This window comes from Aquamicrobium ahrensii (assembly GCF_040545755.1).
In the GTDB taxonomy this organism is placed as follows: domain Bacteria; phylum Pseudomonadota; class Alphaproteobacteria; order Rhizobiales; family Rhizobiaceae; genus Mesorhizobium; species Mesorhizobium ahrensii.
Map to the genome: position 1 here is coordinate 96718 of NZ_JBEPMN010000007.1, position 26104 is coordinate 122821.

Sequence of the window (26104 nt, forward strand, 5' to 3'; positions counted from 1 at the left end):
AACGGGCATTGTGATGGGTGAAGGGGCGCAAATTATTGGACAGGAGACGCCTGACGCGCTAATCGCACGCCCATGACCATGCCAAAGACCTCCGACCACCAGCATGCAGTCGTCGAATCGGCGCTGCGAACCCTCGCCACCGGACAGGAAGGGCTGAACGCCCTTGTCGAGGCCTTGCAGAATGGGCTCGCGACCCCGTTCCGCAAGGCGGTCGACGCCATTTCGGCCATCAAGGGCCGTGTGATCGTCACCGGGGTCGGCAAGAGCGGCCATATCGGCTCCAAGATCGCCGCGACCCTTGCCTCGACCGGCACACCGGCCTTCTTCGTCCATCCTTCGGAAGCCAATCACGGCGACCTCGGCATGATCGCCCCCGACGACGCCATCATTGCGCTTTCGTGGTCGGGCGAGACGGCCGAGCTAAAGGGCATCATCGCCTATTCGCGCCGCTTCTCGATCCCGATGATCGCCGTTACCTCCCGCGAAAATTCCGCACTGGCGCGCGCATCCGATGTGGTTCTGCTTTTGCCGCCGGTGACGGAAGCCTGCCCGCACGGGCTCGCCCCCACGACCTCCACGCTGCTGCAACTCGTCACCGGAGATGCGCTGGCCATCGCGCTTCTGGAGGCGCGAGGCTTCACGCCCGAGCATTTCCGTACATTCCATCCCGGCGGGCAGCTTGGCGCAAATCTGCTGCGGGTAGCGGAGATCATGCGCGTTGGCGATCAGATCCCGGTTGTGCCCCCCGGCACCAAGATGCCGGAAGCGGTGGCGACGCTCGCCCAGAAGCGCGTCGGTTGCGTGTGTGTGGTGGACGATTCCGGCAAGCTGGTCGGCATCATCACGGATGGCGACCTTGCCCGCAACCTGCATCGCAACCTTGCCGAAACGGTGGTGGACGACGTGATGACACGCGCGCCCAAGACCATCGATCCCGACATGTTCGCGGGTGCGGCGGTTGCGCTGCTCAACCAGCATTCCATCAGCGCGCTGGTGGTGGCGGACGAGGGGCGGCCGGTGGGCATCGTCCATTTCCACGACCTGCTGCGCGTCGGCGCCGCCTGATCAGCTTTCCTTCGGGCTTTTTTTCGAAAGGCCTTGACCTTCCAGCGCTGGAAGGTGGCAATTTGCGCCGTACCGGCAATGGCCGGGATTGCTGGAAGGAAATCGCGATGAGTACACCGAACCGCCGCACCATGCTGGGCCTGACCGTGGCAGGTCTGGCGTCCGCGCTGTTCGCAAGGCATGCGGTTGCGGCACAACCCGCCGTGGATGTGGCGCGGTCGCCCAGTTGCGGATGTTGCGGAGCCTGGATCGAGCATATGCGGGCTGAGGGTTTCACTGTCCGGGACCGCCTGGTGGACGATCTCGCGCCATTGAAATCCCGGCTTGGCGTTCCCGCAGATCTGCAATCGTGCCACACCGCGATGGTGGATGGCTATGTCATCGAAGGCCATGTGCCAGCCCGGGAGGTTCGTCGCCTGCTGGAAGAGCGGCCATCCGCAACCGGTCTCGCCGTGCCCGGAATGCCGATGGGGTCGCCGGGAATGGAAACAGGTGGAGCGGCAGACTCCTATGAAGTGCTGCTGTTCGGGGCCGAACGCCAGAGCGTGTTCGCCAGGTATTGACCGCCGCTATTCGACCTTTTCGACCGTCAATTCCAGATCCGTGTCGGCTGCGCCGGTGACGCGCACGCGCGTTCCGGCGGGCAGGTCGGGGCCATTCACCCGCCACAGCGTGTCGCCAAGCTGAATGCGGCCGCGCCCGTCGCGGATCGGTTCGGTCAATGTCGCGGTACGGCCGACCATCTGCTCGCTGCGTCGATTGAGAAGTGGCTGGTCAGTATTTCCCTGCCGTAAAACGATGAATTTCTTGCCGAAATAGGCGCAGGCGAGAGACAGCACCAAAAACAGGAGCACCTGAACCTGCCAGCCCCAGAAAGTGCTTTCCCAAAGAGCCAGCGACACCGCACCAACAATCAGCGCGGCGATGCCGATCCACAGCAGGTAGACGCCCGGCGCGAAGATTTCGAGACCGAGCAGGATGAGGCCGAAAACCACCCAGTTCCACGGCCCGAGTTCGGAAATGACGCGCGCGATCATGGTTGCTACCTGCCGTCGGGCTCAGTCGTCGCTCGAACGGACCGCTGGCGGGCGTGCGCCCGACTGGCGCTGTGCGCCGCCCGAACCGCCCGCTGAGCCGCCATTGCCGAACACTTCCCTGGTGATTGCGCCGATGCCACCCAGCGTGCCGATCAGCGAGGAAGCTTCCATCGGCATCAGCACCACCTTGGAATTGGTGGCGGAGCCGATTTTCGCCAGAGCCTCGGTGTATTTCTGAGCGACGAAATAGTTCAGCGCCTGAAGGTCGCCCTTGGATATCGCCTCCGACACCACCTGCGTGGCCCGGGCTTCGGCCTCGGCCGCGCGTTCGCGCGCCTCGGCGTCGCGGAAAGCAGCCTCGCGCCGACCCTCGGCTTCCAGAATCTGGGATTGCTTGAGACCTTCGGCGGTCAGGATCTGGGCGCGCTTGTCGCGCTCGGCCATCATCTGGCGGGCCATGGATTCGACCAGATTGGCGGGCGGGTTGATGTCCTTGATCTCGACGCGGGTGACCTTGATGCCCCATGGATGGGCCGCTTCATCGACGACACGCAGCAGGCGCTCGTTGATGGTGTCGCGGTTGGACAGAAGTTCATCGAGGTCCATGGAGCCCATGACCGTGCGGATGTTGGTCATGGTCAGGTTCAGGATGGCGTTTTGGAGCCCGGCCACCTGATAGGCGGCCTGCGGGGCGTTCAGCACCTGATAGAAGGCCACGCCGTCCACGGCGACGATGGCGTTGTCACGGGTGATGATCTCCTGCGTGGGGACGTCGAGCACCTGCTCCATCATGTTCATCCTCGCGCCGACGCGGTCGACGAAGGGGACGATCAGGTTCAGGCCGGGCGACAGGGTGCGCGTATAGCGGCCGAAACGCTCGACGGTGTAGTTGGAGCCCTGCGGCACCGTCTTGATGCCTGCGAACAGCACCAGCAGCACAACGACGGCCAGCACCACTATGACAATATCAAACCCTGCGAGCATTCCGGTATCCCTCGACTGTATCCGCCACCTTAACCCTTACAGCATGTCGCCCGAAAGTGGGAACGGCTTTCGGGGTAACGACATGCCTGAAACAACGGCTTGAAGCGCAACGAGGGAATTTGACGCGTTTCAAGGCCATTTCGGTGGCCTGACGATCAGGGTCTGTTCAACAGGAGGAATGTCTCAGGCCCAGCCGGCCAGTTCGCGCCGCACCAGCGTTTCGATGACGGCCATTCCCTCGGGGCTGTCGTTCAGGCAGGGAATATGGCTGAACTTCTCGCCGCCGGCATGGAGGAATTCCTCGCAAACCTCGCGGCCGATCTCGTCCAGCGTCTCGATGCAGTCGGACACGAAGCCCGGATTGAGAACGGCGATGCGCTTGACGCCTTTCCTGGCCAGTTTCTCGACCGTGGCGTCGGTGTAGGGCTGGAGCCACTCCTGCGCGCCGAAACGGGACTGGAAGGTAGTCATCAGCTTTTCTTCGCTCCAGCCGAGCTTCTCACGCACGAGGCGCGTGGTTTCAAGACAATGGCGGCGGTATGGGTCGCCCTTGTCCGAGAAGGCCTTCGGAATGCCGTGGTAGGACGCGAGCACGACTTCCGGCTCGAAATCGAGCGTGGCGAGATGCTTGCGGATCGAGGTGGCCAGAGCCTCGATATAGACCGGCTCGTCATAATAGGGCGGTATGGTGCGGACCGCGGGCGCGCGGCGCATCTTCATCAGGGCGCGGAAGAGCTGATCGTTGGCGGTCGCGGTGGTGGTGGCCGAATATTGCGGGTAGAGGGGGAAGGACAGGATGCGGTCGCAGCCGCGCTCCACAAGCTTGCGGGCCACGGAGCCTGTGGAGGGGTTGCCGTAGCGCATACCCCAGTCGACGCTGACACTGGCGAGGTCGCGCAGGGCCGCGCCCAGCTTCTCGCTCTGGGAGCGCGTGAAGGTGTGCAGCGGCGATTCATTGCGCTCGCGGTTCCAGATGCGGGCATAGTTCTCGCCGGATTTCTTCGGACGAACCGTCAGCACCAATCCATAGAGGATCGGATACCAGATCAGCCTGTTCAGCTCCACGATACGCGGATCAGACAGGAATTCCCGAAGATAGCGCCACATCGGCTTGAAATCGGTGCCGTCCGGCGTGCCGAGATTGAGCAGCAAGACACCGGTCCTGGCGGAGCGGGCGGCGGTGTGGCTCGCCGGCGCTGCCGAAGGGGTGGCGTTCCGGGCTTCGATCTGATCGATGTTGGTCATGCGCTCGCTTTCTCTACGAGCCGCAGAAACTAGCGTCACCCTTCAAGGATGCAATGCTGCGTGTGGCCGCACCCGCATGCGGCGGACGATACGCCGCATGCGCCGCCTTGCGAGGGCTCAGGCCCGGCGCGTCAGCACGAAATTCTGGCCGGTGGCGCTGGTGCAGTTGAGCTGGCTGGTGGAGATCATCAGGCAGTTGAAGCTGATTGGCGACTGGCGGATCAGCGAGGTGCCGGAAATCTCCACCGATGTGGGGCCGGTCATCCGATAGCTGCCATCCGAGAGCTTCTGGCCGGTATCCGTCGCAACGGTCTGGAAGACACCGCCGCTGAAGGTCGAAAGGCCGGTGCCCTGCGCATCGACCCAGGAGCCCTCGACGCCGCTGCGCGCGATGCCGCCGCCTGCGCCGGGCGGGGGCGGCGGGCTGGTGGTGCAGGCGGCAAGCGCGCCGGCCGCAACCAGAATCACGGCTGCCGTTACGAGTTTACGGGGATTGTTCATCTTGCGCTTCTCCTCGATCCGCCCTTGTTCAATCGCGCGATTTCGGTGCGATTGCAAGCTGCGCGGACAGGGTGCGCCCGGACCTATCGCACCAATATGTTGCGGAACTGCCACGGGTCGCTGGCGTCGATGTTTTCCGGAAACAGGCCGGGGCGGTTCTCGAGCGGGGTCCAGTCCGTATAGTAGCCGTTCACCGGACCCAGATAGGGCGACTGCACCTCAAGGCAACGCCGGTAATCCATTTCGTCGGCCTCGACGATGCCGGCCTCAGGGTTTTCGAGCGCCCAGACCATGCCGGAAAGCACGGCGGAACTGACCTGAAGCCCGGTCGCGTTCTGATAGGGGGCCAGCTTGCGCGCCTCGGCCAGCGAAAGCTGCGAGCCGTACCAATAGGCGTTCCTGTCGTGGCCATAGAGCAGAACGCCGAGCTCGTCCACGCCGTCGACCAGTTCGTTTTCCTCCAGAACATGCTGGACTTCCTGGGCGCGCCCGGCTGCGCCGAACATCTCGTGCATCGACAGCACGGCGTCGTTACAGGGATGATAGGCATAGTTGCAGGTCGGGCGGTACTGCACCTTGCCTTTCTTGCCGGACACGGTGAAGAAGTCGGCGATCGAGATCGCCTCGTTGTGGGTGACGAGGAAGCCGTATTGCGGGCCTGACGTCGGACACCAGCTTCGCACGCGGGTGTTGCCGCCGGGCTGTTCGAGCCAGATGGCCGCGCCACAGCCCTTCTTGTGTTTGCGCGCGTTCCTGGGCGTCCATTTCTCATGTGTGCCCCAACCCAGCTCGGCCGGCTGGAGACCTTCGGCGATGAAGCCTTCGACCGACCAGGTGTTCCAGAAGGCGCCCAGCGGCTTCGGCTTTTTCGCCCGCTGGGTGTCGCGTTCGGCGATGTGGATGCCCCTCACACCCGCGTCGCGCATGAGCCTGGCCCAGCCTTCGCGGTCGCCCGGTGCGGGCGGTTCGCCGATGTCCAGGCCGAGGTCGCCGGCAAGATTGACCAGCGCCTGCTTGACCAGCCAGGAGACCATGCCGGGATTGGCGCCGCAGGTGGAGACGGCGGTGGTGCCGCCGGGACGCTTGCGCTTTTCCTTCAGCAGCTTCTCGCGCAGCGCATAGTTGGTGCGCGACGCATTGTCGGCCTTGTCGTCGAAATAGAAGCCGAGCCAGGGCTCGATCACCGTATCCACATAAAGCACGCCTAGTTCTCGGCACAGCCGCATCAGGTCGACGGAGCCGGTGTCGACCGACAGGTTGACGCAGAAGCCCTGACCCTCGCCGGCGGTGAGCAATGGCGTCAGCAGATCCTTGTAGTTGTCGCGGGTCACCGCCTCCTGAACGAAGCTTACGCCGCTTTCGTCCAGCAGCTTGCGGTTGGTGTCGCGCGGATCGATCACGGTGAGGCGCGACTTGTCGAAACGGAAATGGCGCTCGATCAGCGGCAGCGTGCCGCGCCCGATCGAGCCGAAGCCGATCATGACGATGGGGCCCGTGATCTCGCCGTGAACCGGCCACTTCGCATTCGCCATTGTTCGCTCGCTCCTGTTCGTTCGCCGCCGGCAGCCTTGCCGCAGGCTGGCGCAACAATCACAGATCTTTGTCACATACCAGTGAAACCCGCCGAATTCGATGTCGGCTTAGGCCAATCTGCCAATATGGTAAGCACCGGCAAGTGTTGCCGTTACGGCAGGAGACGCGCGGAAATCAGGCCGCGCAGGGAGTTTCCCATGAAGATCGCGCGCGCCCGGCGCAGGGCTTCAGGAGTGATGACACCTTCCACGGCGCGCCCCTGATCGATCAGCTCTTCGCGCAATATGCCGGCCAGAAGCCCGCAATCGAGCGGCGGGGTGACGAAAGCGCCGCCGCCGAAATCCGCGAACAGGCTGGTGATGACGCCTTCGCAAAGCTCACCGCGTTCGTTCAACAGCAAAACCTCGTCCGCCTCCGTCGCCGGATATTCGGCGCGGGCGTGTTCATAGGGGTGGCGACGCGTGGTCTTGTGGCGCAACAGACCATCGGCGGAGGAGAGGCGCGCAGTCGCCAGCCGCAGGGTCCAGACCGCGCCTTGCGGCAGGGGCTGGAAAGGCTGGGCCGCCGCCTCGACCGACCCGTCGAACCCGAGAAGCAGGCGCATACGCTGCGGCGTTTCTTTTCCGGTGACTGCTTGCTCCAGCGCTCGCCCGGCCATGTCCGGGGCGCAGGCGAAGCCGAGCGCGTGGGCCGAAGCGGCAAGGCGCGCCAGATGCCGCTCCAGCCGAAGGAAGCCTTTCGCCGGCTCCCAGCGCAATGTTTCGATCAGCTTGAAGCCGGGACCGTTCCCGTCGCGAAGCGGGCTTTCAGCAGGCATTCCCGATATTCCTCCTCCGCCGTGGAGTCGAACACCACGCCGCCGCCGACATTGTAGATGGCCTCGCCGCTGGAAAAGAGCGAGATGGTGCGGATGGCGACTGAAAAGCGCATGTTTCCACTCGGTGCGACCCAGCCGATGGCCCCGCAATAGACGTCGCGGGGGCCGGTCTCCAGCTCGCGCAATATCTCCATCGCCCTGATCTTGGGCGCACCGGTGATCGAGCCGCACGGAAACAGGGCGGCGAAGATGTGACGCAGCGACAGGCCGGGCAGCAGCTTCGCCCGCACCCGGCTCACCATCTGGTGGACCGTGGGATAGCTTTCGACGCGGAACAGTTCGGGCACGTCGAGCGAGCCGACTTCCGAGATCAGGGAAATGTCGTTGCGCAGCAGGTCGACGATCATCCGGTTCTCGGCCTGGTTCTTCTCGTCGTTGCGCAGGAAGTCCCTCATCCGATCGTCTTCGGCCGGCGTCGCTCCGCGCGGGGCGGTGCCCTTCATCGGATGGGTCTCGATCCAGCCTTCATCATCGACCTCGAAAAACAGCTCGGGCGAACGTGACAGCACGACAGGGCCGGGTCCGAGCGACGCCAGCGCTCCGTAACGGACCGGCTGGCGCTCCGTCAGCGCGTCGAAGGCGGCCAGCGGCGCGCCGGACCATTGCGCATCGACGCGGAAGGTCAGGTTGCCCTGATAGCAATCGCCTTCGCGCAGATGCCGGTGCAGGCGGGAAAATCGCTTTTCGTAATCCGCGAAGGACCAACTCGCCCGCGCATCGTGGATCGGGCCATTGCTCGCTATGCGGCCGGAAGCGGACAGGTTCCGCTCCTGCGGCGCGTCGAAGACGCCGATGCACAGCAGTGGCGCGCGCCGCCCATCGGGCAGCAATGGCGCGAGTTTCGGTTCCAGCAGATAGCCTGCCTCGTAGGAGACATAGCCGGCCAGCCATTTTCCTGCCTCATGGGCGGCCTGAAGCCGCTCCCATGCGTGCTCGAATTCGCTGGCTCGGAAAGGTGCAACGATCTCCGCCGGCTGCTCGAACAGTGTTTCATGCCCGGCCGGATCGTTGCGGAAGAGTATGAAGGGGGCGTCCGTCACGCTTGCCCCTGTTTCAGGCTGCCTTGTCCAGCGTTTCCAGCTCGTCGATCAGCGAAGAGATGACGCCGAGCCCGATCTGCCAGAAGCCCGGATCGGTGGCGTCGAGTCCGAACGGCTTCAACAGCTCGGAATGATGCCTGGTGCCGCCGGCGCGCAGCATGTCGAAATACTTCTCCTGAAAGCCGCTTTCGGCGTTCTGGTAGACGGCATAGAGCGAGTTCACCAGGCAGTCGCCGAAAGCGTAGGCATAGACGTAGAAGGGCGAATGGATGAAGTGGGGAATATAGGCCCAGAACGTTTCGTACCCGTCGCGCAGCCGGATCGCCGGACCGAGGCTTTCGGTCTGCACCTCCATCCAGAACTTGCCGAGTTGATCAGGGGTCAGTTCGCCGTTTCGCCGCTCTATATGCACCTTGCGCTCGAATTCGTAGAAGGCGATCTGGCGCACTACCGTGTTGATCATGTCCTCGACCTTCTGGGCGAGCATCGCCTTGCGCTCGCGCCTGTCCGTGGTGCGGTCGAGCAGCGAGCGGAAGGTCAGCATCTCGCCGAACACGGAGGCGGTTTCGGCCAGCGTCAGCGGCGTGGACGCCATCAGCGCGCCCTGACCGCCGGCCAGCACCTGATGCACGCCATGGCCAAGCTCGTGGGCGAGCGTCATCACGTCGCGCGGCTTGCCCATATAGTTGAGCAGCACATAGGGATGGACGGACGGCACTGTGGGATGAGCGAAAGCGCCGGGCGACTTGCCGGGGCGGGTCGGCGCATCGATCCAGTTGCGGTCGAAGAACTGGCGGGCGATGTCGGCCATCTGCGGCGAAAAGCCGTGATAGGCGTCGAGCACCGTGGTCTTCGCCTCGTTCCAGCCGATGATCGCCTGCGGCGTCTCGGGCAGCGGCGCGTTGCGGTCCCAGTAGTTCATGGCTTCCATGCCGAGCCAGCGCGCCTTCATGGCGTAGTAGCGGTGCGACAGGCGTGGATAGGCTTCGCACACGGCCGCAGCCAGCGCGTCCACGACCTCGCGCTCCACGCGGTTGGCGAGGTGGCGGGAATCGGCGATGTCCCTGAAGCCGCGCCAGCGGTCGGAGATTTCCTTGTCCTTGGCCAGCGTGTTGGTGATGAGGGCGAAGGTGCGGATGTTCTTCGAGAAAGTGGCGGCAAGCGCTTCGGCGGCCTTGCGGCGCACCTCGCCATCGGCGTCCTGCAAGCGATTGAGCGTCGGTTCCAGCGTCTGCTCGTCGCCGTCGACGGTGAAGCGCAGGCCTGTCATGGTCTCGTCGAACAGGCGATTCCAAGCGCCACGTCCAGTGACTGACTTTTCATGGAACAACTGCTCGACGCGATCTTCGAGCTGGTAGGGCTTTTCCTTGCGCAGGTCTTCGATCCACGGACGGTAATGGCCGAAGCCGGAATCTTCCGAGAGCGCCTTTTCGATCATCGCATCGTCGATCTTGTTCAGCTCCAGCCCGAAGAACAGAAGATGCGAGCCGGCGTCGGTCAGCTTCTGCTGAACATCGCCATAGAATTTGGCGCGGGCGGGGTCGGAAGTGTCACCCGTATAGAGAAGCCCCGCGTAGGACCCGATGCGGCCGGCCAGCTCATCCAGCGCCTCGTATTCGCGCATGGCCTCGCCGAGCCTGCCTTCGCTGCCGCGCGCGGCCTCGGCGGCCAGATTTCCCTTCCACCGCGCCTCGAAGGAAACGGCGTCGCCCGCGGCCTTCTCCAGGTCGCGCTTCAGCTCCGGTGCGTCGATCCCGGCGTAAAGATCTGACAGGTTCCACTCCGGCAGGTCGCCAAGTTCCGCCTTCGCATGCGCGGCGGATGACGTGGCGAACTGTCTGTCCGGGAAGCTGGGCATGGGGAACCTTTCGAGTCTGGTTTGTTCGGTGCGGGGCGAAAAGCCGGTCAAATGTGAAATAATTCGTTCACCGGCTTTTTTGAAACCTTATTTAGAACCCTGTGCCATGTTGATCCATAGGGGAAACAAGCGGGCAGTTCGGGCATTCATGTCAGGTTCCGTGCTCATAGTCGATGACGATCCGGTCCAGCGCAGGCTGCTGGAGGCGGCGGTCTCGAAATTCGGCCACACGGCCGTGGTCACCGACGGCGGAGAAGCCGGTCTCAGGGCGCTCGACGGGCGCGGGGACATTTCAGTCGCCATCCTGGACCTCGCAATGCCGGGTCTTGACGGCATCGGCGTGCTCAAGGCGATGCGCGAGCGCGACATTCGCGTGCCGGTCATCGTGCAGACGGCCCAGGGTGGCATCGACACGGTTGTGCAGGCCATGCGTCACGGCGCCTTCGACTTCGTGGTCAAGCCGGCTTCGCCGGAGCGTCTTCAGTCGGCGATCGCCGGGGCTCTGAAGGTGGAGGCCGCAGAGGGAAGGACGCGCAACGCGCCCGGGCGCGGCAGGGGCCTGATGACGTTCAGGGATCTGCTGACGCACAGCCCGGCGATGGAAAGGGTCGTGCGGCTTGGCCAGAAGGCTGCCGCCTCGCGCATCCCGATCCTGCTCGAGGGCGAATCCGGCGTCGGCAAGGAGCTGGTCGCCCGGGCCATACAGGGCGGGAGCGATCGACGCAAAAAGCCTTTCGTCACGGTCAATTGCGGGGCTATCCCCGAAAATCTGGTCGAATCCATTCTGTTCGGCCATGAAAAGGGCGCTTTCACCGGCGCGACCGAGAAGCATGTCGGCAAGTTCGTGGAAGCCGACGGCGGCACGCTGTTTCTCGATGAGGTGGGCGACCTGCCGCTTGATGCGCAGGTGAAACTCCTGCGGGCGGTGCAGGAAGGCGAGGTCGATCCGGTCGGCGGCCGACAGACGGTGAAGGTCGATATCAGGCTGATCTCGGCCACGCATCGCGACCTGATCCAGCAGGTCAGGGATGGCCGCTTTCGCGAGGATCTCTTCTATCGCCTCAACGTGTTCCCGATATTCGTGCCGCCCTTGCGGGACCGGCGCGAAGACATCCCGCTACTCGTCCGGCACTTCATGCAGAATGTGGTGGTGAACCGGTCGCCGCGCGGCATATCGGGAGGAGCGCTGGCCCTGCTTCAGGCTTACGACTGGCCCGGCAACATCCGTCAGCTTGAGAACGCGGTCTTCCGCGCCGCCGTGCTGTGTGAAGGGGATATGCTGTCCGAAGCGGAGTTTCCGCAGATCAGGGCGCAGGTGGAGGGCAAAATCCACCTCGATAGCCACGAGAGCGCCCCGGCAGCTCATGATCGGGCGCAGTCCGCGCCGGCTGCAGCGACAGAGCGCCCCCGGCCGCGACCGCAGCCTGGCCTTCTGTCCATGCTCGATGAGCGTGACGAGGTGCGCGCGCTCGCCGCGGTGGAACTTGAAATGATTCGATTCGCCATCGACCACTATAACGGGCGCATGAGCGAGGTTGCGCGCCGTCTGGGCATCGGCCGCTCGACGCTTTACCGAAAGCTCAGGGAATATGGGATCGATCCGGACGCCGTTCGTGGCGTCGCAGGCGCGGATTCCCCGAATTGTGGCGGCTCATGAAATTTTCGATAAGGTCCTGTTAAATTTAATTAAACCTCTCATTAACCATGCCCCGCCTTGTGCCTTTTTGGCCTTCAGGCTGCCACGCTGTCACCGCATTTGGGCTTCAATAAGCGATGATTAACCATTAGGATTGATATTCGGATGTGGTTAATCCATATCCGTTTGCTCAAATCCGGGGACAAACGGCAGCCTGCAAGGCCTTTTGATTTGAACAGAAGCGAACGGCACAGAAACGGTCGGCATCCCTGCGGCAGCATCACCAGATGGCTGGCGGCGGCGGTATGCGCTTTCGGTCTCTATACAATTTCCGCCCCCGCCGCACAGGCGGAGGTGAGAGCGCTCAAGCTCCATAATCTGCACACCAAGGAGAAGGCGGAAATCGTCTTCAAGCGCAACGGCCGCTACGATCAGGCCGGGCTGAAGAAGCTGAACGTCTTCCTGCGGGACTGGCGGCGCAACGAGCCCACCAAGATGGACCCGCGCCTGCTCGACCTGGTGTGGGAAGCATACCGGGCGACCGGCTCGCGCGAATATATCCACGTCGTCAGCGCCTACCGCTCGCCTGCGACCAACTCCATGCTGCGCGGTCGCTCAAAGGGTGTCGCCCAGAAAAGCCAGCACATGCTCGGCAAGGCGATGGACTTTTTCGTTCCGGGCGTGCCCTTGAAGAAACTGCGCGACATCGGCCTCAAGATGCAGGGCGGTGGGGTTGGCTACTATCCGACCTCCGGTTCGCCCTTCGTCCACATGGATGTCGGCAATGTGCGTCACTGGCCCGGCATCAGTCGCCAGGAACTTGCGAGCGTTTTCCCGAACGGCAAGACGCTGCATGTGCCCAGCGACGGCAAGCCGTTGCCCGGCTACGATCAGGCGCTGGCTGCCTACAAGTCGCGTAGCGCCGCAGGAGCGCCTGCGATCGCTCTTGCCGGTCCCACTACCTCCGGCTCCGGCAGAGCCGGCAAGTCCGGTGGCCTGCTCGCAGCGCTCTTCGGTGGCGGAGCCGACGAGGAAGAGGACAACGGCGTAGCGGTCGCCGCCGCTCCGGCGCCGAAGAAGCCCGTCGCCACGGCTGCAAAGAAGCCGGCAGCGGGAACACAGGGCAATCCGCCGGGCATCGCCGTCATTTCGCCGGATCAGGCAAACCGCGCGCAACTACCGCAACTTGCGGACGAACCGCCGGAGACGCCGGAGACGATCATCGCGGCGCTTCCGGTCCGCAGTATTCCCGTGCCCGGCGCGGCGCCACGTCCGAAGACGGATGTGGGTGTGCAGACGCCGGATACGGTTCCGTTCGGCGTGGCTGATGTCAGCCCGGTTCAAACTGCGGCGCTCCGCCCGACGCCTGAAAACGTGCCCTTCGCCCAGGCGAGTGACGAGCCGGCTCCCCAGATGGCGTCGAACGACGCTTCGGCGGCAGGCGTTCCGGTGCCGAGCTTCCGCCCGCAGCACGCGCCTGCATCTGACAATGCGCCGGCGCTTCTGGCGCTGGCGTCCGAGGAGGCCGCTTCGGCTGCCGGTACGCTGGCGGTAATGCCGAGCGCCCGTCCGGGCGACGAGGTCAAGGCCCTGCTCGAGGAAGCAGGCGAGGAGGAATATCAGATCGCGGCGATTCCCACCCCGCGCTCGGCCTTCGCCGATCCGGCTGGCGTCGATGCCGCTCCTGCGTCTCCGCGCGCCGCAGCCATCGCGCAGCCGTCAGATCCGGCGGGCGCTGTTGGCGGATCCGTGAAAACGACGCGCAAGGCGGCCCGTCCGACTGCCGAAGCCGCCAAATCCGAGCCCAGGGCCGTGGTCGTTTCGGCAGAGCCGAAGCTGGCGCGCTGGGCGTTGAACTCCGGTGACTATGTGGTCAAGGCTTCGAACGCGACCACCGCGCCGCGCTACGCCTACAATCTGGTCCGCACCGCACCGACCGAGGTCTATACGACAGGCTTCCAGGCTCGTAACCAATTGGGCAAGGCTCATCAGTTCACCGGCACGGCCGTGAATTTCCTCTCCGTCGCGCGCTTCGAATCCAAGGTGAACTGAGGCTCGTGACCGAAACCGGATAAGGTCCGGCGGGAAAACCGGCCCAAAAAAAGCGCCTGCATGGCAGGCGCTTTTTTTATTGCCGCTTTTTTATCCCGGCATGCATTTTTACGCCGGTTTGCGCAGTCCGGCTGCTTTTCGGGCCAGTTCCTCGATCCGGTCCCATTCACCATTCTCGACGAGATCGTCCGGGGCGACCCACGAACCGCCGACGCAGATCACATTGGGCAGGCCAAGGTACCCGGAGGCATTGGCGGCGCTGACGCCGCCGGTGGGGCAGAATTTCACGTCGGCGATGGGCGAGGCGAGAGCCTTGAGGAAGGCCGCGCCGCCGGCCTGCTCGGCGGGGAAGAACTTGAGGAAAGACAGACCGGCCTGTCTGGCGGCCATCACCTCGCCCGGGGTGATGGCCCCGGGCAGAAATGGGACATCGCTGTCGGACGAGACTTTCAGAAGCTCCTTGGTAAGGCCGGGGCTGACGATGAAACGCGAGCCGGCCTGCGCCGCCGCATCGAACTGTGCGGGATCGAGAATGGTGCCGGAACCGACGATGGCTTCCTCGACCTCGCCGGCGACGCGTCTGATCGCTTCAAGAGCGTCCGGCGTCCGCAATGTGATCTCGATCGCCGGCAGGCCGCCGCGCGCCAATGCTCGTGCAAGCGGCGCCGCCTGTTTGACGTCGGCAATTCGGAGAACCGGAATCACTGGCTGACCGGCCAGCAGGGACATCAGCTTTTCGGACTTGTTCGACATTGGCGATCTTTCGGCAGTGCAATTTTCAACCGATTTAACATGGTCGGAATTGCAAGTCTATGAAGGGCGCTTTCAGGCGACGCCGAGAATACGGGAGAGGCTGGCCTTGAGGACATCCCACCAGCGCGCCGGCGATTCTGAAATGGTCCCGCCCAGCGCGGCGCGCGTTCTGACACCGACGATCCCGTCCGCGACAAGCCCGTTTTCCTTCTGGAAACGGCGCACGGCCTCCCGTGTCGCCGGCCCGAAAAGTCCGTCGATCTGCAAGGAATGGCCCAGCCGGACGAGCTGGCGCTGAAGGTCGGCGACCGCATCGCCTTTCGAGCCCTGCCGCAGCAGCGGATCGACGCCGGCAGACTGCCTCGACCCGGAAGCGTGGCGTGCATAGGCGGCGGCCAGTTTCCTGTCATATGCGTTTTTCGCGTAGCCGGGCCCGTTGTAGCCATGCGCGAAGGCCCCCCAGTCACGGGCGTTGAGCGGTTTGATCAGGCCGGACTTGTCGATGTAGCGCACCATCAGCCCGATCTGTCCGGCGGCGCCCGAACGCGCTTCCGCCACCAGGGCCTGAACATTGGCGAAGCCGAGCCACAACCAGTGCGCGCCCATGACCTGACCGACGCCCCATGAGGTCGATTCATACGCTGCCCTGGCGTCGATTTCCGTCGCCCGGCCCAGCATCGCCCAGCGTCCGGCCTGTGTGGACGGATTGGCCACCGCGCCTGCCATTGGAGAGGCAAGTGCAAGTTCGCGGGCGCGCGCCTGCTTCGCACCCGTCAGGCGGCGATCGAAGTAATGGCCTTCGAAGCGGATGAGCGGTTCGTTGCGCCCGTTCACGACGGCAAAGAGTCGTCCGCCGCTCTCCACCTCCATGACGGCGAGCAGGGCGGCGGGCTCGATTCCGGCCAGCGTTGCGGCGGCATGGGCTTCTTTTTTGACTGCATCGCTGAACATCGGCTCGACCTCTTGACCCTTCCCGGGGAACTCCTTGTGGTGAGGGAAGTTTCGGCGCGTTTTTCAGGGCGGGCATAAATCTGTCGTCGGGATTGCATGTGGATATCTTCAAGCGCCGGAAACACATGGCTTTTCCGTGTCGAAGACTGTGGCATGGCGACATCTTGAATCCACGGCCGGGAAGCGTTACGCCCGGCATCATGAACGAGACCACCGCCTCAGCGTCTTTCCACGTCGCCGCTCTCTACCGTTTCTGCCGGCTGGAGCGGTTCGAAGAATTGCGCGCGCCGCTGGCCGCTTTCTGCTGCGGACGAGGCATCAAGGGCACGCTGCTCCTGGCGCGGGAGGGTGTCAACGGCACCGTCGCCGGAACCGCGGCGGCGATTTCAGAACTGGTCGATTATCTGGATTCCCAGCCCGAACTCGCCGGCCTCGACGTCAAATACAGCCAGGCGGCCGAAATGCCGTTCCATCGCATGAAGGTGCGCCTCAAGCGCGAGATCGTGACCATGGGGGTTGACGGCGTCGACCCGCTGGAAAGCGTCGGCGCCTATGTCGCTCCGGACGAATGGAACGAACTGATCTCCGATCCTGACACGATTGTCATCGATACGCGTAACGATTATGAAGTGGCGCTCGGCACGTTCAAGGGGGCGGTCGATCCACGCACCGCAACATTCCGCGAATTTCCGGAATGGGTGGAGGAACACAAGGGCGACCTTGAGAATCGCAAGATCGCCATGTTCTGCACCGGCGGCATTCGCTGCGAAAAGGCCACGGCCTTCGTGAAGTCGCTCGGCTTTGACGAAGTGTTTCACCTCAAGGGCGGCATTCTGAAATATCTGGAGGAAGTGCCGGCCCGGGAAAGCCTGTGGGAAGGGGAGTGTTTCGTTTTCGACGAGCGCGTTTCCGTCACGCACGGGCTGGAGGAGGGCGAAGCGGAACTGTGCCGCGCTTGCAGACGCCCGCTGACGCCGGCCGAGCGCGCTTCTTCGAAATTCGTCGCCGGCATTTCCTGCGACTATTGCCATGACAGCCGCACCGACGAGGACCGGGTGCGCTACGCCGAACGCCAGCGTCAGATCGAACTGACGGCGAAGCGGGGCAGGAGGCATATCGGTAGCTGACCGTCTGGCTTTTTGCATGGCCGGCAATTGGCGTCATTGTAATGACAAGGTTGCTGCCCTACCTCTTCGCGACAGGAAAATGCCTGCAATTGCTCTGGTGGAGGTGCCGATGTTCGACCCGAAAAAGCTTCTCGACGATCTGCTTGGTTCGCAAATTCCCGGAACGACCGGGACCGTTCGCGACAAGGCCGGACAGGCCGTGCAGATGGCGAAGGACAACCCGCTGGCGGCCGGTGCGATCGCGGCCGTGCTTCTAGGCACCCAGCCCGGCCGCAAGGTGAGTGGCGCGGCGGTCAAGCTGGGCGGTCTGGCCGCCATCGGCGGGCTCGCCTACAAGGCCTATCAGAACTACCAGAACGGCAAGCAGCCGGCCGATCCTGCATCGACCGAGGAGCAGGTTCTCCTGCCCCCGCCGGAGGACACCGGATTTCACCCCTCGCAGGCCCCGCAGGGCGAAGCGGAATTCGCGCTGACCCTGGTGCGCGCCATGATCGCCGCCGCCAGGGCCGATGGCAGGATCGACGATGAGGAGAAGCGTCGCATAGGCGAGAAGCTCAGCCTGTCGGGACTGGACGCCGAAGCCGAAAACTTCCTCAAGGCGGAACTGGAGTCGCCGCTCGATCTCGACGCGCTGGTGGCCGCTGCAAAAACCGAGGCGCAGAAGGTGGAGCTTTACACCGCCTCGCGCCTTGCCATCGATGCCGATACGCGCGCGGAGCGTGGCTATCTCGATCTGCTGGCTGGCCGTCTCGGCCTTCCCGACCAGCTTGTCGATCACGTCGAGGCGACGGTCGCCTCGTCCGGCGCGCCGCAGCCCGCATCGGTTCCGGGGTCGCCATGGTGAGGCCGGAGCCGTTAAGGCCTTGTTAACCTTATAGGCGCAGGATTTTACACAGGCGAGGCGCCTTCCTCCTCCCGGGCGCCTTACGCAAATTGGGGCGGTCGCGAATGACCGCCCCTTTTGTATGCTTGTCTTGACCTTCCGCATTTGCAATCTCTCTTCCAATCTGGAGGAAAAGGCATGGCGATCAGGGGAACGGCAGTTGTCACGGGGGCGGGCTCGGGCATCGGCAGGAGCGTGGCGCAGGCTTTGCTGCGCAATGGCTGGAACACGGTGTTTTGCGGCCGCCGCAAGGAGCCGCTGGAGGCCGCCGTGCTGGAAGTGGCGGACGCGGAGGCGAAAGGTCTGGCAGTCTCCTGCGACGTGGCCGTGCCGGAGCAGGTCGAAAATCTCTTCGGTGTCGCCGCCGAAACATTCGGGCGCGTCGACCTTTTGTTCAACAACGCCGGCATGGGCTGCAAGGCGGCTCCCATCGACGAAATTCCGGTCGAGAGCTGGAACGAAGTGGTGGGCGTCAACCTCACCGGCTCTTTCCTGTGCGCTCGCGCGGCCTTCGGGGCCATGCGCCGGCAAAGCCCGATCGGCGGTCGCATCATCAACAATGGTTCGATTTCGGCCCATGCGCCGCGGCCGGGCTCCGTGCCCTACACCACCACCAAGCACGCCATTACCGGGCTGACAAAAACGCTGGCTCTGGACGGGCGGCCCTTCGACATCGCCTGCGGCCAGATCGATATCGGCAACGCAATGACGGAAATGGCCGCGCCCATGGCGGCCGGCATCCCGCAGGCGGATGGCGGCGTCGCGGTCGAGGCGGTGATGGATGTCGAACGGGTGGCGGAGGCCGTCGTCTACATGGCCGGCCTGCCGCTCGACGCCAATGTGCTGTTCATGACGGTGATGGCGACGAAGATGCCGTTCGTGGGGCGGGGATAAATTCTCTTGCGTGGCGCACTTCTCACGCGTTGCTGGTTCTTGCCGGCTGGCTGCTTTGCTGTGAGCTTTGCGGGAAAACCGGAAGGAGAAGTAACCAATGGCCGATGACCTGAGCGACTGGCAGCCGAGACCCCGTCCCGCGCGCAAGGTTCTGGAAGGCCGCAGCGTACGGCTGGAGCCGCTGGATGCAGGTCGTCATGGCGATGAACTGTTCGAGGCGTCTTCGCCGCCGGACGCCGGATCGCGCTTTGCGTGGCTGGCGGAATTGCCGCCGCAGGATCGTGCCGCCTTCCAGCCATGGCTGGAGAAAGCCGAGGCAAGCCCCGATCCGCTGTATTTCGCCGTCATCGACAAGGCCAGCGGCAAGGTGGCCGGACGCCAGACGCTGATGCGCATCGATGCGGCCAATGGCGTGGCCGAGATCGGCAACATCTATTGGGGGCCGCTGGTTTCACGCAGGCCGGCTGCCACCGAAGCGCAGTTCCTGTTCGCGTCCTATATCTTCGACGATCTCGGCTATCGGCGCTACGAGTGGAAATGCAACAACGCCAATGAGCCGTCAAAACGCGCGGCGGAACGTTTCGGTTTCCGTTTCGAGGGCATTTTCCGTCAGCATATGGTGGTTAAGGGCGCAAACCGCGATACGGCGTGGTATGCGATCCTCGACAAGGAGTGGCCAGCGCTGAAAAGCGCCTATATTTCCTGGCTCGAACCATCCAATTTCGATGCGGATGGACATCAGATCAGGCGGCTGGAAGAATTCCGCGCCGCCATTTGAGCCTGAAAGGCGACGAGCATGGCCCATTCGCACAAGGCTGGCGAAGCTGCGCACGATCATGGCGCACATGGCCATGGCTCCACCGACAAGCGCCGGGTCATGCTGGCCGCCTGCCTGACAGGCGGCTTCATGATCGCCGAGGCGCTGGGCGGGATCTTCACCAACTCCCTGGCGCTGCTTGCCGACGCCGGCCACATGCTTACCGACACGCTGGCGCTAAGCCTCGCTTGGTACGCCTTCCACCTTGCCGAACGGCCCGCCACCAGCCGCATGTCCTACGGCTTCGGGCGGGTCAAGACGCTGGTGGCCTACACCAACGGCATCGCCATTTTCATCATCGCGTTGTGGATCGTCTACGAGGCGTGGCAGCGCTTCCTGGAGCCGCCGCCGGTTCTCGGCGCGCCGATGCTGGTCATCGCCACGCTTGGCCTTGTAGTGAATATTGCAGGCTTCCTGATCCTGCACGGCGGCGACCGCGAAAGCCTCAATATGCGCGGCGCGATCCTGCATGTGGTTGGCGATCTGCTGGGGTCTGTAGCGGCCATCGCGGCCGCGCTCGTCATCCTCGCCACCGGCTGGAACCCGATCGATCCGATCCTGTCGGTGCTGGTCGCGGTCATTATCCTTTCGACGGCGTGGCGGCTGATGCGCGAGGCGGCGCATCTGCTCCTGGAAGGTACGCCACAGACGCTCGATCGCGAGGCGATCGGGGCGGACCTCAAGGCGAATGTCGCCGGTCTGCATGATGTCCACCACGTTCACCTGTGGTCGCTCGACGGCTCGAACCATATGGCCACGCTTCATGCGCGCCTGGATAAGGGCGCAGACGCCCATGCGGCGGTCAGCGCCATCAAGACGCGGCTGGCGTCAGAGCATGGCGTGCAGCATGCAACCGTCGAAACGGAATTCGACCGCTGCGCCGACGGCGATGGCGACCATGACGAACACCATGGCCATTCCGGGCGCGACGTGGCAAAGCAGACGCATCAACATTGAACAAGGCCGACATGTGCGGCCGTAGCCCGGCCGAGGAACGATGATGGACCGCGAAACCAGACAGACGGCGCTTGCCACCTTCCTGATCCTAGGGGTCTTCGGCACGTTTCTCTATTTCGTTCCAACCATCATGCTGGCCGTTGGCGAAATCTCGCCGGTTCTGGGAGCGCTGGTCATTGGAGCGGTGCTGGTGACGCCGTTCCTGTTCTTCTGGCTGCGGTCCCGATTCCGCAACAGGAACTAGAGCGGTTCTGGTTTTCCTTGAATTGGCGGAACCGCTCTATCTCATTGTTTTAAAGGCATTTCCGGGCGAAAAACCATTTCACGCTTTTGCTGGAAATACTCCAGCTACATGCTGAGGCTCGCCGAAAGCAGCGTCACGCCGACGAGAAAGATGAAGGCGGCGGCGCCGATCTCGATGGCTGTGTGAATGCGGTTGCCGAGCCTGCCGCCACCGGCCAGCAAAACAGCCCAGTTCTTGGCGGTCACCGCCAGCACCGCCAGCGTCGAGACGGTGATCGCGGTGCCCAGCGCCATCGCCAGAACCGACAGGATGCCCGCCACCCACAGCCCGTTCAGCAGGGCGAAGGACAGAACGATCAATGCGCCGGAGCATGGTCTGAGGCCGACGGCGGCCATGGCCGACCAGGCCGTGCGCCAGTCGAACCGCTCGGTTGAAAGAAGGCTGGGGTCGACGGCATGCGAATGGCCGCAGCTGGAGCACATCATACCCTCATCGTGATGATGCGCATGGTCATGATTGTGGTGGCCGTGGTCGCAATGCCCTTCGTGATGGTGATGCTCGTGCCCGTCGCCGTGAACATGATGCGCGTGCGGGGCGCTCGCCGCCGAAAGGCTGTGGGCGGGCGCCGCCCCGATCATCCGCTTCACCAAAGGTCCCGCCTTCTTCCACAGAAGCCACGCGCCGAATCCGGTGATGAAGACGTAGCTCGCGATTTCGAGGAAGTGCGCGGCGTTGGTCATCGACACGGAGGTGCCGCGCAGTACGAAATAGGCGAGCAGCATGACGATGATGGCGGTCGCCGCCTGCAGGAAGGCGGAGATGAAGGACAGCACGACGCCGCGACGCAACGCCACCTCATTGGCCAGCATGTAGGAAGAGATGACGGCCTTGCCATGTCCGGGGCCGGCGGCGTGGAACACGCCATAAGCGAAGGAGAGGCCGACCAGCATCCATACCTGCCCGCCGTCGTCGCGCAGGGCCTTCATGGCCGTGGACAGGGAGCGATAGAAAGTCTGCTGGTGCTGGTTGATCCAGATCATCAGCCCGGAAAACATGCCGGTAGACGGCACGATCGCGTCATTGGCGCCGATGCCGAGCGAGCTTTGGGCATGGGCATGGCCGGTGAAGTGCGACAGCACGTAGGCGACAGCCAGCAGGGCGAAGGTCATGCGTATGAAAGTCTTGTTCAAGGGACGGTCCTCACGCACGGCATTTGAGTTCGAGCTTGGTCGCGAAGATCTTGCTCATGTCGGTGCCTGCCGGGTCATTGAAGAAGGCCTCGGTCAGGCTCTGCTGGTTTTCGGCCAAGGCCGTGTCGGGGTCGGGGCGAACCACCGTGCGCGTGCAGGCGGCGGGCAGGCCTTCCACCGCCATGTTGGCGTCATCGGTGAAGTCGATCGCTGTGTAGAAGGTAGGGTCATAAACACCGAGAAGGATGTCTCCGGCCAGCGTGATCGGGGTCTCGGGTTCGGATTCGAACAGGATGATGAGCTGGTTGTTCTCGAAATTGGCCATGATGCCGGGCGGCGGCTTCATCTTCACGTCCTTGCCGTCGAGGGTGACGAGCTGGAAATAGTTGAAGTCCGCCAGTGAGGCGTGGATGGTGTTGGCTACCTCCTGCAACTCGGCGTCGTCGAGTTTAAGGTCGGCGTTGGCGTCAAATTCCATCAGCACGGTCGAGGAGAACAGATCATCGAAGCGCCACAGGTGACGCAGCGCCTGTACCGTCCTGTGATCGGCGCCGAGCACCACGTCAAGCCGCGCTTCCGCGAAGACATGCGGATGCACGCTCGCCGGAACGGTGCAGGTGAGCAAGGCGGCCAGCGCGGCCTCGACCTTCGGCACTATGTGTTTGAAGGGCATTTGAAGGATCGTATTCCCTGACTTGCCGTGCGCCCGAGGATTATCACAAAGCGGGCGAAAATGGGACAATGGCGCGAAACGTTGGCGGAACTGTCATGACGCCTCACGTGTCCTGAACCAGTTGGCGAGATAGTCGACAAACACCCGCACCTTGGCCGGCAGGTAGCGGCGGTGCGGGTACACCGCGAATATGCCGCCGCCATCCAGCGTCCTGTCCTCCAGCACCGGCGCCAGCAGACCGGCGGCGATATCGGGAGCGGCGATGAAGTCCGGCAGGACGGCGAAGCCGAGGCCCGAGACCGCGGCGGCGCGAGCCGCTATCGGGCTGTTCACCTCGATCGGTCCCGAAACCGAGACGCTGATGGTGTCGCCACCTTCGCCCTTGAACGGCCAGTTGGACAGCCAACGACCATTGGTGTCGATGATGCAGGGTATGTTCGCCAGATCCTGCGGTCGGGAAGGCGTGCCGTACTTTGCGATCAGTTCCGGCGTGCCGCAGATGCGCACGCGGAACGGCGCCAGCTTGCGGGCGATGAGCGACGAGCTTTCCAGACGCGAAATGCGGATGGCGAGATCGAATCCCTCCTCGACCAGATCGACGAAGCGATCGTCGAGATTAATGTCAAGCACGATGTCGGGATGTTCCCTGGCGAAGTCGATCAGCGACTGACCTATGGGAGCGTCGGCGAAGGTTCGCGGAGCGGAGAGCTTGATTCGCCCGCGCACGTCGCCCGATGATTCGCGCACCGAATCAGCAAGGCTGTCGATCTCTCGCACGATCTCCGTGGCGCGCTTGTAATAGGTGTGGCCGGCCTCGGTGAGAGAAAACTGGCGCGTGGTGCGATTGAGCAGAAGCGCGCCCAGTTCGTCTTCCAGTTCGCGCACATATTTGGAAAGCAGCGCCTTTGAACGCCCTATCTTGCGCGCGGCGGCCGAAAAGCCCTCGGCTTCCACTACATCTATGAATGCGCGCATGCGCGTGAGCGTGTCCATCTGGTCTTCCTTCCACCGGGGAGCCCGGGCAGTCATCGTCTCCAATCGTGAAACGATGATGGCAGCATTGTTCGATGCCTGCGATTTTTCAAGGCGGGCAAAGAATTTGGTTGATTGTGACGGACACTGTTCCTATATCGCGCTTGCCCAAAGTCGCACGTGCCTGTGGGCGTCCCCCGGCCCCTCGAATGGCGAGGACAGTCGGGACGGTACCCGGGAAGTAACGAGCCCGGTCGATCAAGTGGCCAACCACCTGATCGAGGACGTCTTGAAGCAACGACGGTGCGGGCCTTTCTGGTGTCTGCCGATCGTCCATAGATCGGGGTTACTGAAGAGGCACACCTTCATTGCCGGCAGTGCGGTTGGGACTTCCCATCCAAGCCAAGGCAGACAAAGCGAGCAGGAGCCCGGCAAGGTTTCTGTTCACCGCCGCGGAAAGGCGTTTCGGGGTTCCGGTGTCTCCACCGGCCGGCTCCCTGCGATTCCCTTCCCGCTTTGTCCACCGCGTTCAATGCGAGGCTGCGCGCCCGCTTGACGCAGCCTTTGTGCGCGCCTTTAGGCCGCGATGGAGACAAGCCGATGGCCACCCAGCGTATCCTCGATTTCCTCGCCACCCGCCGTCCGAACGGGCCTTGCCTCATCGTCGATCTCGACGTGGTGGAAGAGAATTACCGCGCCTTCGAAAAGGCGCTTCCCGAATCGCGCATCTTCTATGCCGTAAAGGCCAACCCGGCGCCGGAAATCCTGCGTTTGCTGGCCACGATGGGCTCGTCCTTCGACACCGCTTCGGTCGCCGAGATCGAGATGGCGCTGGATGCCGGCGCCACGCCTGACCGCATCAGCTTCGGCAACACGATCAAGAAGGAACGCGACATCGCCCGCGCCCATGAACTCGGCATCGACCTCTATGCGGTCGACTGCGTGGAGGAAGTGGAGAAGGTGGCCCGCGCCGCGCCCGGCTCGAAGGTGTTCTGCCGGGTGCTGACCGACGGGGAGGGCGCCGAGTGGCCGCTGTCGCGCAAGTTCGGCTGCGCGCCGGCGATGGCCGTCGACGTGCTGCGCCATGCCGCCGCGCTCGGCCTTGACGCTCATGGCGTGTCGTTCCATGTCGGCTCGCAGCAGACCGATCTGTCGGCCTGGGACCGGGCCCTGGCGGACGCCGCCGATGTGTTCGGAAAGCTTGCCGCTGAAGGCATCGTGCTGAAGCTCGTCAACATGGGCGGCGGTTTCCCGACCCGATACCTGAGCGACGTTCCGGCGGCGCAAGCCTATGGACAGGCGATCTTCGAGGCGCTGTCGAGGCATTTCGGCAATCGCCTGCCGGAGACCATCATCGAGCCGGGCCGCGGCATGGTGGGCAATGCTGGCGTGATCAAGTCCGAGGTGGTGCTGATCTCGAAGAAGGCCGACAACGACAATTTGCGCTGGGTCTATCTCGACATCGGCAAGTTCGGCGGCCTTGCCGAAACCATGGACGAGGCCATCCGCTACCCGATCGTCACGCCGCGTGACGGCGATGCGGTGGAGCCTTGCGTGCTGGCCGGCCCGACCTGCGATTCGGCCGACGTCATGTACGAGAAGAAGCCCTATCCGCTGCCCCTGTCGCTGACCATCGGCGACGAGGTGCTGATCGAAGGCACAGGAGCCTACACGACCACCTATTCGGCGGTCGCCTTCAACGGCTTCGAACCTCTCCGATCCTATGTGATCTGACGGGCCATAAACCCGTCAGATCGTCCATACGCCGGTAACGCTTCACCGGCGTATGGGTTCGCTCGTGGAAAATCTCCGCCTGTGAAGGATCGCGGACATGAACAACCTTGCCATCGCCACCCCTGATTTCGATACCGCCGGTTTCGCCCGGAACCTGCCTGCATTCACCGTGGAAGACGAACTGCCGGCCGACGTGGCGGCGCGGGAGGCTTTGCTCGACCGTGCCATGGGCGCGGGGCGCAGGCGCAAGTCTTCCGAGAAGCTGCGGCGCGCCCGCCTTCCGGCGGAAGGGCTGGCGCTGGTCGCCCGCTCGGCCGACGGCATGCTGCTGGGCACCGTGCGCCTGTGGAACGTGACGCTTGGTCCCGATGGCCAGCCGGCGCTGCTGCTTGGGCCGCTGGCCGTGGAGCCTTCGGTGAAGAGTGCCGGCATTGGCTCGGCGCTCATGCGCCATGCAATCGCGCAAGCGCAGCATCTTGGCCATGGCGCGATCCTGCTGGTGGGCGACGAGCCCTACTATGGCCGCTTCGGCTTTTCGGCGGAGCGCACCGGCGCGCTTGCCATGCCGGGGCCTTATGAGCGCCATCGCCTGCTGGCGCTCGAACTGAAGAACGGTGCGCTGGACGGTGCATGCGGGATCATCACCGCGTCCGGCCGCAAGCAGCGCAACGAACGGGTGCACGCTGCCTGAACAAAAAAGCCGCCTCATCGGGCGGCTTTTCCTTTTTGTGGACCGGCGTTTCGCGTGTCAGCCGATCAGCTGGCTGAGCTGCATGGCGATCGACATGTCGCCTTCGATCTTCAGCTTGCCGCTCATGAAGGCCATGGTCGGGTTGAGCTCGCCGGCGAGCAGCGATTCCAGATCGTCGAGCGAAAGCTTGATGGTGCAGTCGGCCGGGCCGTCGGTGGTGGAGATGCTGGCGCCGTCGATGAGGATCACGCCGTCGTCGCCAGTGTCGAACTTGACCGAGCGGTCGAAACCGGAACTCTCGACCTGCGCTTTCAGCTTGTTTGCTATGTCCTGCACGCCCATGGCTCTCTTCCCTTGAATTTTTTGCGCCCTTGCGCAGTTGCGTCCGCC

Annotated in this window: 26 protein-coding genes; 12 read left to right on the forward strand and 14 right to left on the reverse strand. The window is 63.7% G+C overall.

All coding sequences use genetic code 11. The features are described from left to right. Window positions 1–72: 72 nt before the first annotated feature. Both ABID44_RS11075 and ABID44_RS11080 read left to right on the forward strand, forming a co-directional pair. On the forward strand, window positions 73–1065 hold the full coding sequence (locus ABID44_RS11075; protein WP_354151772.1) for a KpsF/GutQ family sugar-phosphate isomerase: 993 nt from the start codon (window positions 73–75) through the stop codon (window positions 1063–1065). A gap of 107 nt (window positions 1066–1172) precedes the next feature. Next, on the forward strand, window positions 1173–1628 hold the full coding sequence (locus tag ABID44_RS11080; protein WP_354151773.1) for a DUF411 domain-containing protein: 456 nt from the start codon (window positions 1173–1175) through the stop codon (window positions 1626–1628). A gap of 6 nt (window positions 1629–1634) precedes the next feature. Here the strand turns inward: ABID44_RS11080 and ABID44_RS11085 are convergent, their stop codons facing one another. The 8 genes from ABID44_RS11085 to ABID44_RS11120 all read right to left on the reverse strand — a co-directional run bounded on the left by ABID44_RS11085 (window position 1635) and on the right by ABID44_RS11120 (window position 10140). Further along, on the reverse strand, window positions 1635–2102 hold the full coding sequence (locus ABID44_RS11085; protein ID WP_354151774.1) for an NfeD family protein: 468 nt from the start codon (window positions 2100–2102) through the stop codon (window positions 1635–1637). 21 nt (window positions 2103–2123) lie between these two features. Beyond that, the gene (locus ABID44_RS11090) at window positions 2124–3086 is read right to left on the reverse strand and encodes an SPFH domain-containing protein (protein ID WP_354151775.1); all 963 of its coding nucleotides are present in this window, start codon (window positions 3084–3086) and stop codon (window positions 2124–2126) included. 183 nt (window positions 3087–3269) lie between these two features. Beyond that, entirely contained in the window at window positions 3270–4331 is a 1062-nt protein-coding gene (hemH, locus tag ABID44_RS11095) for a ferrochelatase (protein ID WP_354151776.1), read from the reverse strand. A 117-nt stretch (window positions 4332–4448) separates the two neighbouring features. Next, complete coding sequence (omp10, locus tag ABID44_RS11100) at window positions 4449–4832, reverse strand: outer membrane lipoprotein Omp10 (RefSeq protein ID WP_354151777.1); 384 nt, start codon at window positions 4830–4832, stop codon at window positions 4449–4451. Window positions 4833–4915: 83 nt separating this feature from the next. Continuing rightward, window positions 4916–6364, reverse strand: a complete 1449-nt coding sequence (locus ABID44_RS11105; RefSeq protein ID WP_354151778.1) for a homospermidine synthase — start codon at window positions 6362–6364, stop codon at window positions 4916–4918. Window positions 6365–6516: 152 nt separating this feature from the next. Beyond that, window positions 6517–7182: an aminotransferase class IV family protein gene (locus ABID44_RS11110; RefSeq protein WP_354151779.1), complete on the reverse strand. Its 666-nt coding sequence runs from the start codon at window positions 7180–7182 to the stop codon at window positions 6517–6519. Beyond that, entirely contained in the window at window positions 7131–8282 is a 1152-nt protein-coding gene (locus ABID44_RS11115; protein ID WP_354151780.1) for an aminodeoxychorismate synthase component I, read from the reverse strand. The genes ABID44_RS11110 and ABID44_RS11115 overlap by 52 nt, the downstream gene beginning before the upstream one ends. Before the next feature lie 13 nt (window positions 8283–8295). Further along, window positions 8296–10140 (reverse strand): M3 family oligoendopeptidase, encoded by a 1845-nt coding sequence (locus tag ABID44_RS11120; RefSeq protein ID WP_354151781.1) that lies wholly within the window; start codon window positions 10138–10140, stop codon window positions 8296–8298. 148 nt (window positions 10141–10288) lie between these two features. Between ABID44_RS11120 and ABID44_RS11125 the strand changes: the two genes are divergently transcribed. Both ABID44_RS11125 and ABID44_RS11130 read left to right on the forward strand, forming a co-directional pair. Beyond that, window positions 10289–11797: a sigma-54-dependent transcriptional regulator gene (locus ABID44_RS11125; protein WP_354151782.1), complete on the forward strand. Its 1509-nt coding sequence runs from the start codon at window positions 10289–10291 to the stop codon at window positions 11795–11797. 210 nt (window positions 11798–12007) lie between these two features. Beyond that, complete coding sequence (locus tag ABID44_RS11130) at window positions 12008–13828, forward strand: peptidoglycan L,D-endopeptidase MepK (protein ID WP_378226486.1); 1821 nt, start codon at window positions 12008–12010, stop codon at window positions 13826–13828. Between the two features lie 108 nt (window positions 13829–13936). Here the strand turns inward: ABID44_RS11130 and ABID44_RS11135 are convergent, their stop codons facing one another. Next, the gene (locus ABID44_RS11135) at window positions 13937–14581 is read right to left on the reverse strand and encodes a 2-dehydro-3-deoxy-phosphogluconate aldolase (protein WP_354151783.1); all 645 of its coding nucleotides are present in this window, start codon (window positions 14579–14581) and stop codon (window positions 13937–13939) included. A gap of 72 nt (window positions 14582–14653) precedes the next feature. Then, window positions 14654–15532 carry an N-acetylmuramidase domain-containing protein gene (locus ABID44_RS11140; RefSeq protein WP_354151784.1) on the reverse strand — a complete coding sequence of 293 codons (879 nt, stop codon included), beginning with the start codon at window positions 15530–15532 and terminating at the stop codon, window positions 14654–14656. 200 nt (window positions 15533–15732) lie between these two features. On the opposite strand from ABID44_RS11140, the gene trhO reads away from it, so the two are divergent. The 6 genes from trhO to ABID44_RS11170 all read left to right on the forward strand — a co-directional run bounded on the left by trhO (window position 15733) and on the right by ABID44_RS11170 (window position 20454). Next, window positions 15733–16659: an oxygen-dependent tRNA uridine(34) hydroxylase TrhO gene (trhO, locus tag ABID44_RS11145; RefSeq protein WP_354151846.1), complete on the forward strand. Its 927-nt coding sequence runs from the start codon at window positions 15733–15735 to the stop codon at window positions 16657–16659. 109 nt (window positions 16660–16768) lie between these two features. Further along, window positions 16769–17503, forward strand: coding sequence for a tellurite resistance TerB family protein (locus ABID44_RS11150; protein ID WP_354151847.1), 735 nt, complete (start codon window positions 16769–16771; stop codon window positions 17501–17503). 177 nt (window positions 17504–17680) lie between these two features. After that, window positions 17681–18436, forward strand: coding sequence for an SDR family oxidoreductase (locus ABID44_RS11155; RefSeq protein WP_354151785.1), 756 nt, complete (start codon window positions 17681–17683; stop codon window positions 18434–18436). Between the two features lie 97 nt (window positions 18437–18533). Beyond that, complete coding sequence (locus ABID44_RS11160) at window positions 18534–19214, forward strand: GNAT family N-acetyltransferase (protein WP_354151786.1); 681 nt, start codon at window positions 18534–18536, stop codon at window positions 19212–19214. Between the two features lie 18 nt (window positions 19215–19232). After that, window positions 19233–20210, forward strand: a complete 978-nt coding sequence (locus ABID44_RS11165) for a cation diffusion facilitator family transporter (RefSeq protein ID WP_354151787.1) — start codon at window positions 19233–19235, stop codon at window positions 20208–20210. Window positions 20211–20250: 40 nt separating this feature from the next. Further along, window positions 20251–20454, forward strand: a complete 204-nt coding sequence (locus ABID44_RS11170) for a hypothetical protein (protein WP_354151788.1) — start codon at window positions 20251–20253, stop codon at window positions 20452–20454. A 104-nt stretch (window positions 20455–20558) separates the two neighbouring features. On the opposite strand, the gene ABID44_RS11175 is transcribed toward ABID44_RS11170, so the two are convergent. The 3 genes from ABID44_RS11175 to ABID44_RS11185 form a co-directional block, all read right to left on the reverse strand. Further along, entirely contained in the window at window positions 20559–21644 is a 1086-nt protein-coding gene (locus ABID44_RS11175; RefSeq protein WP_378226483.1) for a nickel/cobalt transporter, read from the reverse strand. Between the two features lie 10 nt (window positions 21645–21654). Then, window positions 21655–22317, reverse strand: a complete 663-nt coding sequence (locus ABID44_RS11180; protein WP_354151789.1) for a DUF1007 family protein — start codon at window positions 22315–22317, stop codon at window positions 21655–21657. 93 nt (window positions 22318–22410) lie between these two features. Beyond that, window positions 22411–23310 carry a LysR family transcriptional regulator gene (locus ABID44_RS11185; protein ID WP_354151790.1) on the reverse strand — a complete coding sequence of 300 codons (900 nt, stop codon included), beginning with the start codon at window positions 23308–23310 and terminating at the stop codon, window positions 22411–22413. Window positions 23311–23889: 579 nt separating this feature from the next. On the opposite strand from ABID44_RS11185, the gene ABID44_RS11190 reads away from it, so the two are divergent. Both ABID44_RS11190 and ABID44_RS11195 read left to right on the forward strand, forming a co-directional pair. Continuing rightward, the gene (locus ABID44_RS11190; RefSeq protein WP_354151791.1) at window positions 23890–25023 is read left to right on the forward strand and encodes a type III PLP-dependent enzyme; all 1134 of its coding nucleotides are present in this window, start codon (window positions 23890–23892) and stop codon (window positions 25021–25023) included. A 97-nt stretch (window positions 25024–25120) separates the two neighbouring features. Continuing rightward, window positions 25121–25714 (forward strand): GNAT family N-acetyltransferase, encoded by a 594-nt coding sequence (locus ABID44_RS11195; protein ID WP_354151792.1) that lies wholly within the window; start codon window positions 25121–25123, stop codon window positions 25712–25714. A gap of 57 nt (window positions 25715–25771) precedes the next feature. On the opposite strand, the gene ABID44_RS11200 is transcribed toward ABID44_RS11195, so the two are convergent. Beyond that, window positions 25772–26056, reverse strand: a complete 285-nt coding sequence (locus ABID44_RS11200) for an SCP2 sterol-binding domain-containing protein (RefSeq protein WP_354151793.1) — start codon at window positions 26054–26056, stop codon at window positions 25772–25774. Window positions 26057–26104 lie beyond the last annotated feature (48 nt).

Coding starts and splice junctions, on each gene's coding strand:
- ABID44_RS11085 (WP_354151774.1), bottom strand. CDS start 2,102: ATGATCGCGCGCGTCATTTCCGAACTCGGGCCGTGGAACTGGGTGGTT.
- hemH (WP_354151776.1), bottom strand. CDS start 4,331: ATGACCAACATCGATCAGATCGAAGCCCGGAACGCCACCCCTTCGGCA.
- ABID44_RS11075 (WP_354151772.1), top strand. CDS start 73: ATGACCATGCCAAAGACCTCCGACCACCAGCATGCAGTCGTCGAATCG.
- ABID44_RS11155 (WP_354151785.1), top strand. CDS start 17,681: ATGGCGATCAGGGGAACGGCAGTTGTCACGGGGGCGGGCTCGGGCATC.
- ABID44_RS11090 (WP_354151775.1), bottom strand. CDS start 3,086: ATGCTCGCAGGGTTTGATATTGTCATAGTGGTGCTGGCCGTCGTTGTG.
- ABID44_RS11080 (WP_354151773.1), top strand. CDS start 1,173: ATGAGTACACCGAACCGCCGCACCATGCTGGGCCTGACCGTGGCAGGT.
- ABID44_RS11180 (WP_354151789.1), bottom strand. CDS start 22,317: ATGCCCTTCAAACACATAGTGCCGAAGGTCGAGGCCGCGCTGGCCGCC.
- trhO (WP_354151846.1), top strand. CDS start 15,733: ATGAACGAGACCACCGCCTCAGCGTCTTTCCACGTCGCCGCTCTCTAC.
- ABID44_RS11165 (WP_354151787.1), top strand. CDS start 19,233: ATGGCCCATTCGCACAAGGCTGGCGAAGCTGCGCACGATCATGGCGCA.
- ABID44_RS11160 (WP_354151786.1), top strand. CDS start 18,534: ATGGCCGATGACCTGAGCGACTGGCAGCCGAGACCCCGTCCCGCGCGC.
- ABID44_RS11125 (WP_354151782.1), top strand. CDS start 10,289: ATGTCAGGTTCCGTGCTCATAGTCGATGACGATCCGGTCCAGCGCAGG.
- ABID44_RS11170 (WP_354151788.1), top strand. CDS start 20,251: ATGATGGACCGCGAAACCAGACAGACGGCGCTTGCCACCTTCCTGATC.
- omp10 (WP_354151777.1), bottom strand. CDS start 4,832: ATGAACAATCCCCGTAAACTCGTAACGGCAGCCGTGATTCTGGTTGCG.
- ABID44_RS11110 (WP_354151779.1), bottom strand. CDS start 7,182: ATGCCTGCTGAAAGCCCGCTTCGCGACGGGAACGGTCCCGGCTTCAAG.
- ABID44_RS11150 (WP_354151847.1), top strand. CDS start 16,769: ATGTTCGACCCGAAAAAGCTTCTCGACGATCTGCTTGGTTCGCAAATT.
- ABID44_RS11105 (WP_354151778.1), bottom strand. CDS start 6,364: ATGGCGAATGCGAAGTGGCCGGTTCACGGCGAGATCACGGGCCCCATC.
- ABID44_RS11135 (WP_354151783.1), bottom strand. CDS start 14,581: ATGTCGAACAAGTCCGAAAAGCTGATGTCCCTGCTGGCCGGTCAGCCA.
- ABID44_RS11200 (WP_354151793.1), bottom strand. CDS start 26,056: ATGGGCGTGCAGGACATAGCAAACAAGCTGAAAGCGCAGGTCGAGAGT.
- ABID44_RS11140 (WP_354151784.1), bottom strand. CDS start 15,532: ATGTTCAGCGATGCAGTCAAAAAAGAAGCCCATGCCGCCGCAACGCTG.
- ABID44_RS11120 (WP_354151781.1), bottom strand. CDS start 10,140: ATGCCCAGCTTCCCGGACAGACAGTTCGCCACGTCATCCGCCGCGCAT.
- ABID44_RS11185 (WP_354151790.1), bottom strand. CDS start 23,310: ATGGACACGCTCACGCGCATGCGCGCATTCATAGATGTAGTGGAAGCC.
- ABID44_RS11195 (WP_354151792.1), top strand. CDS start 25,121: ATGAACAACCTTGCCATCGCCACCCCTGATTTCGATACCGCCGGTTTC.
- ABID44_RS11190 (WP_354151791.1), top strand. CDS start 23,890: ATGGCCACCCAGCGTATCCTCGATTTCCTCGCCACCCGCCGTCCGAAC.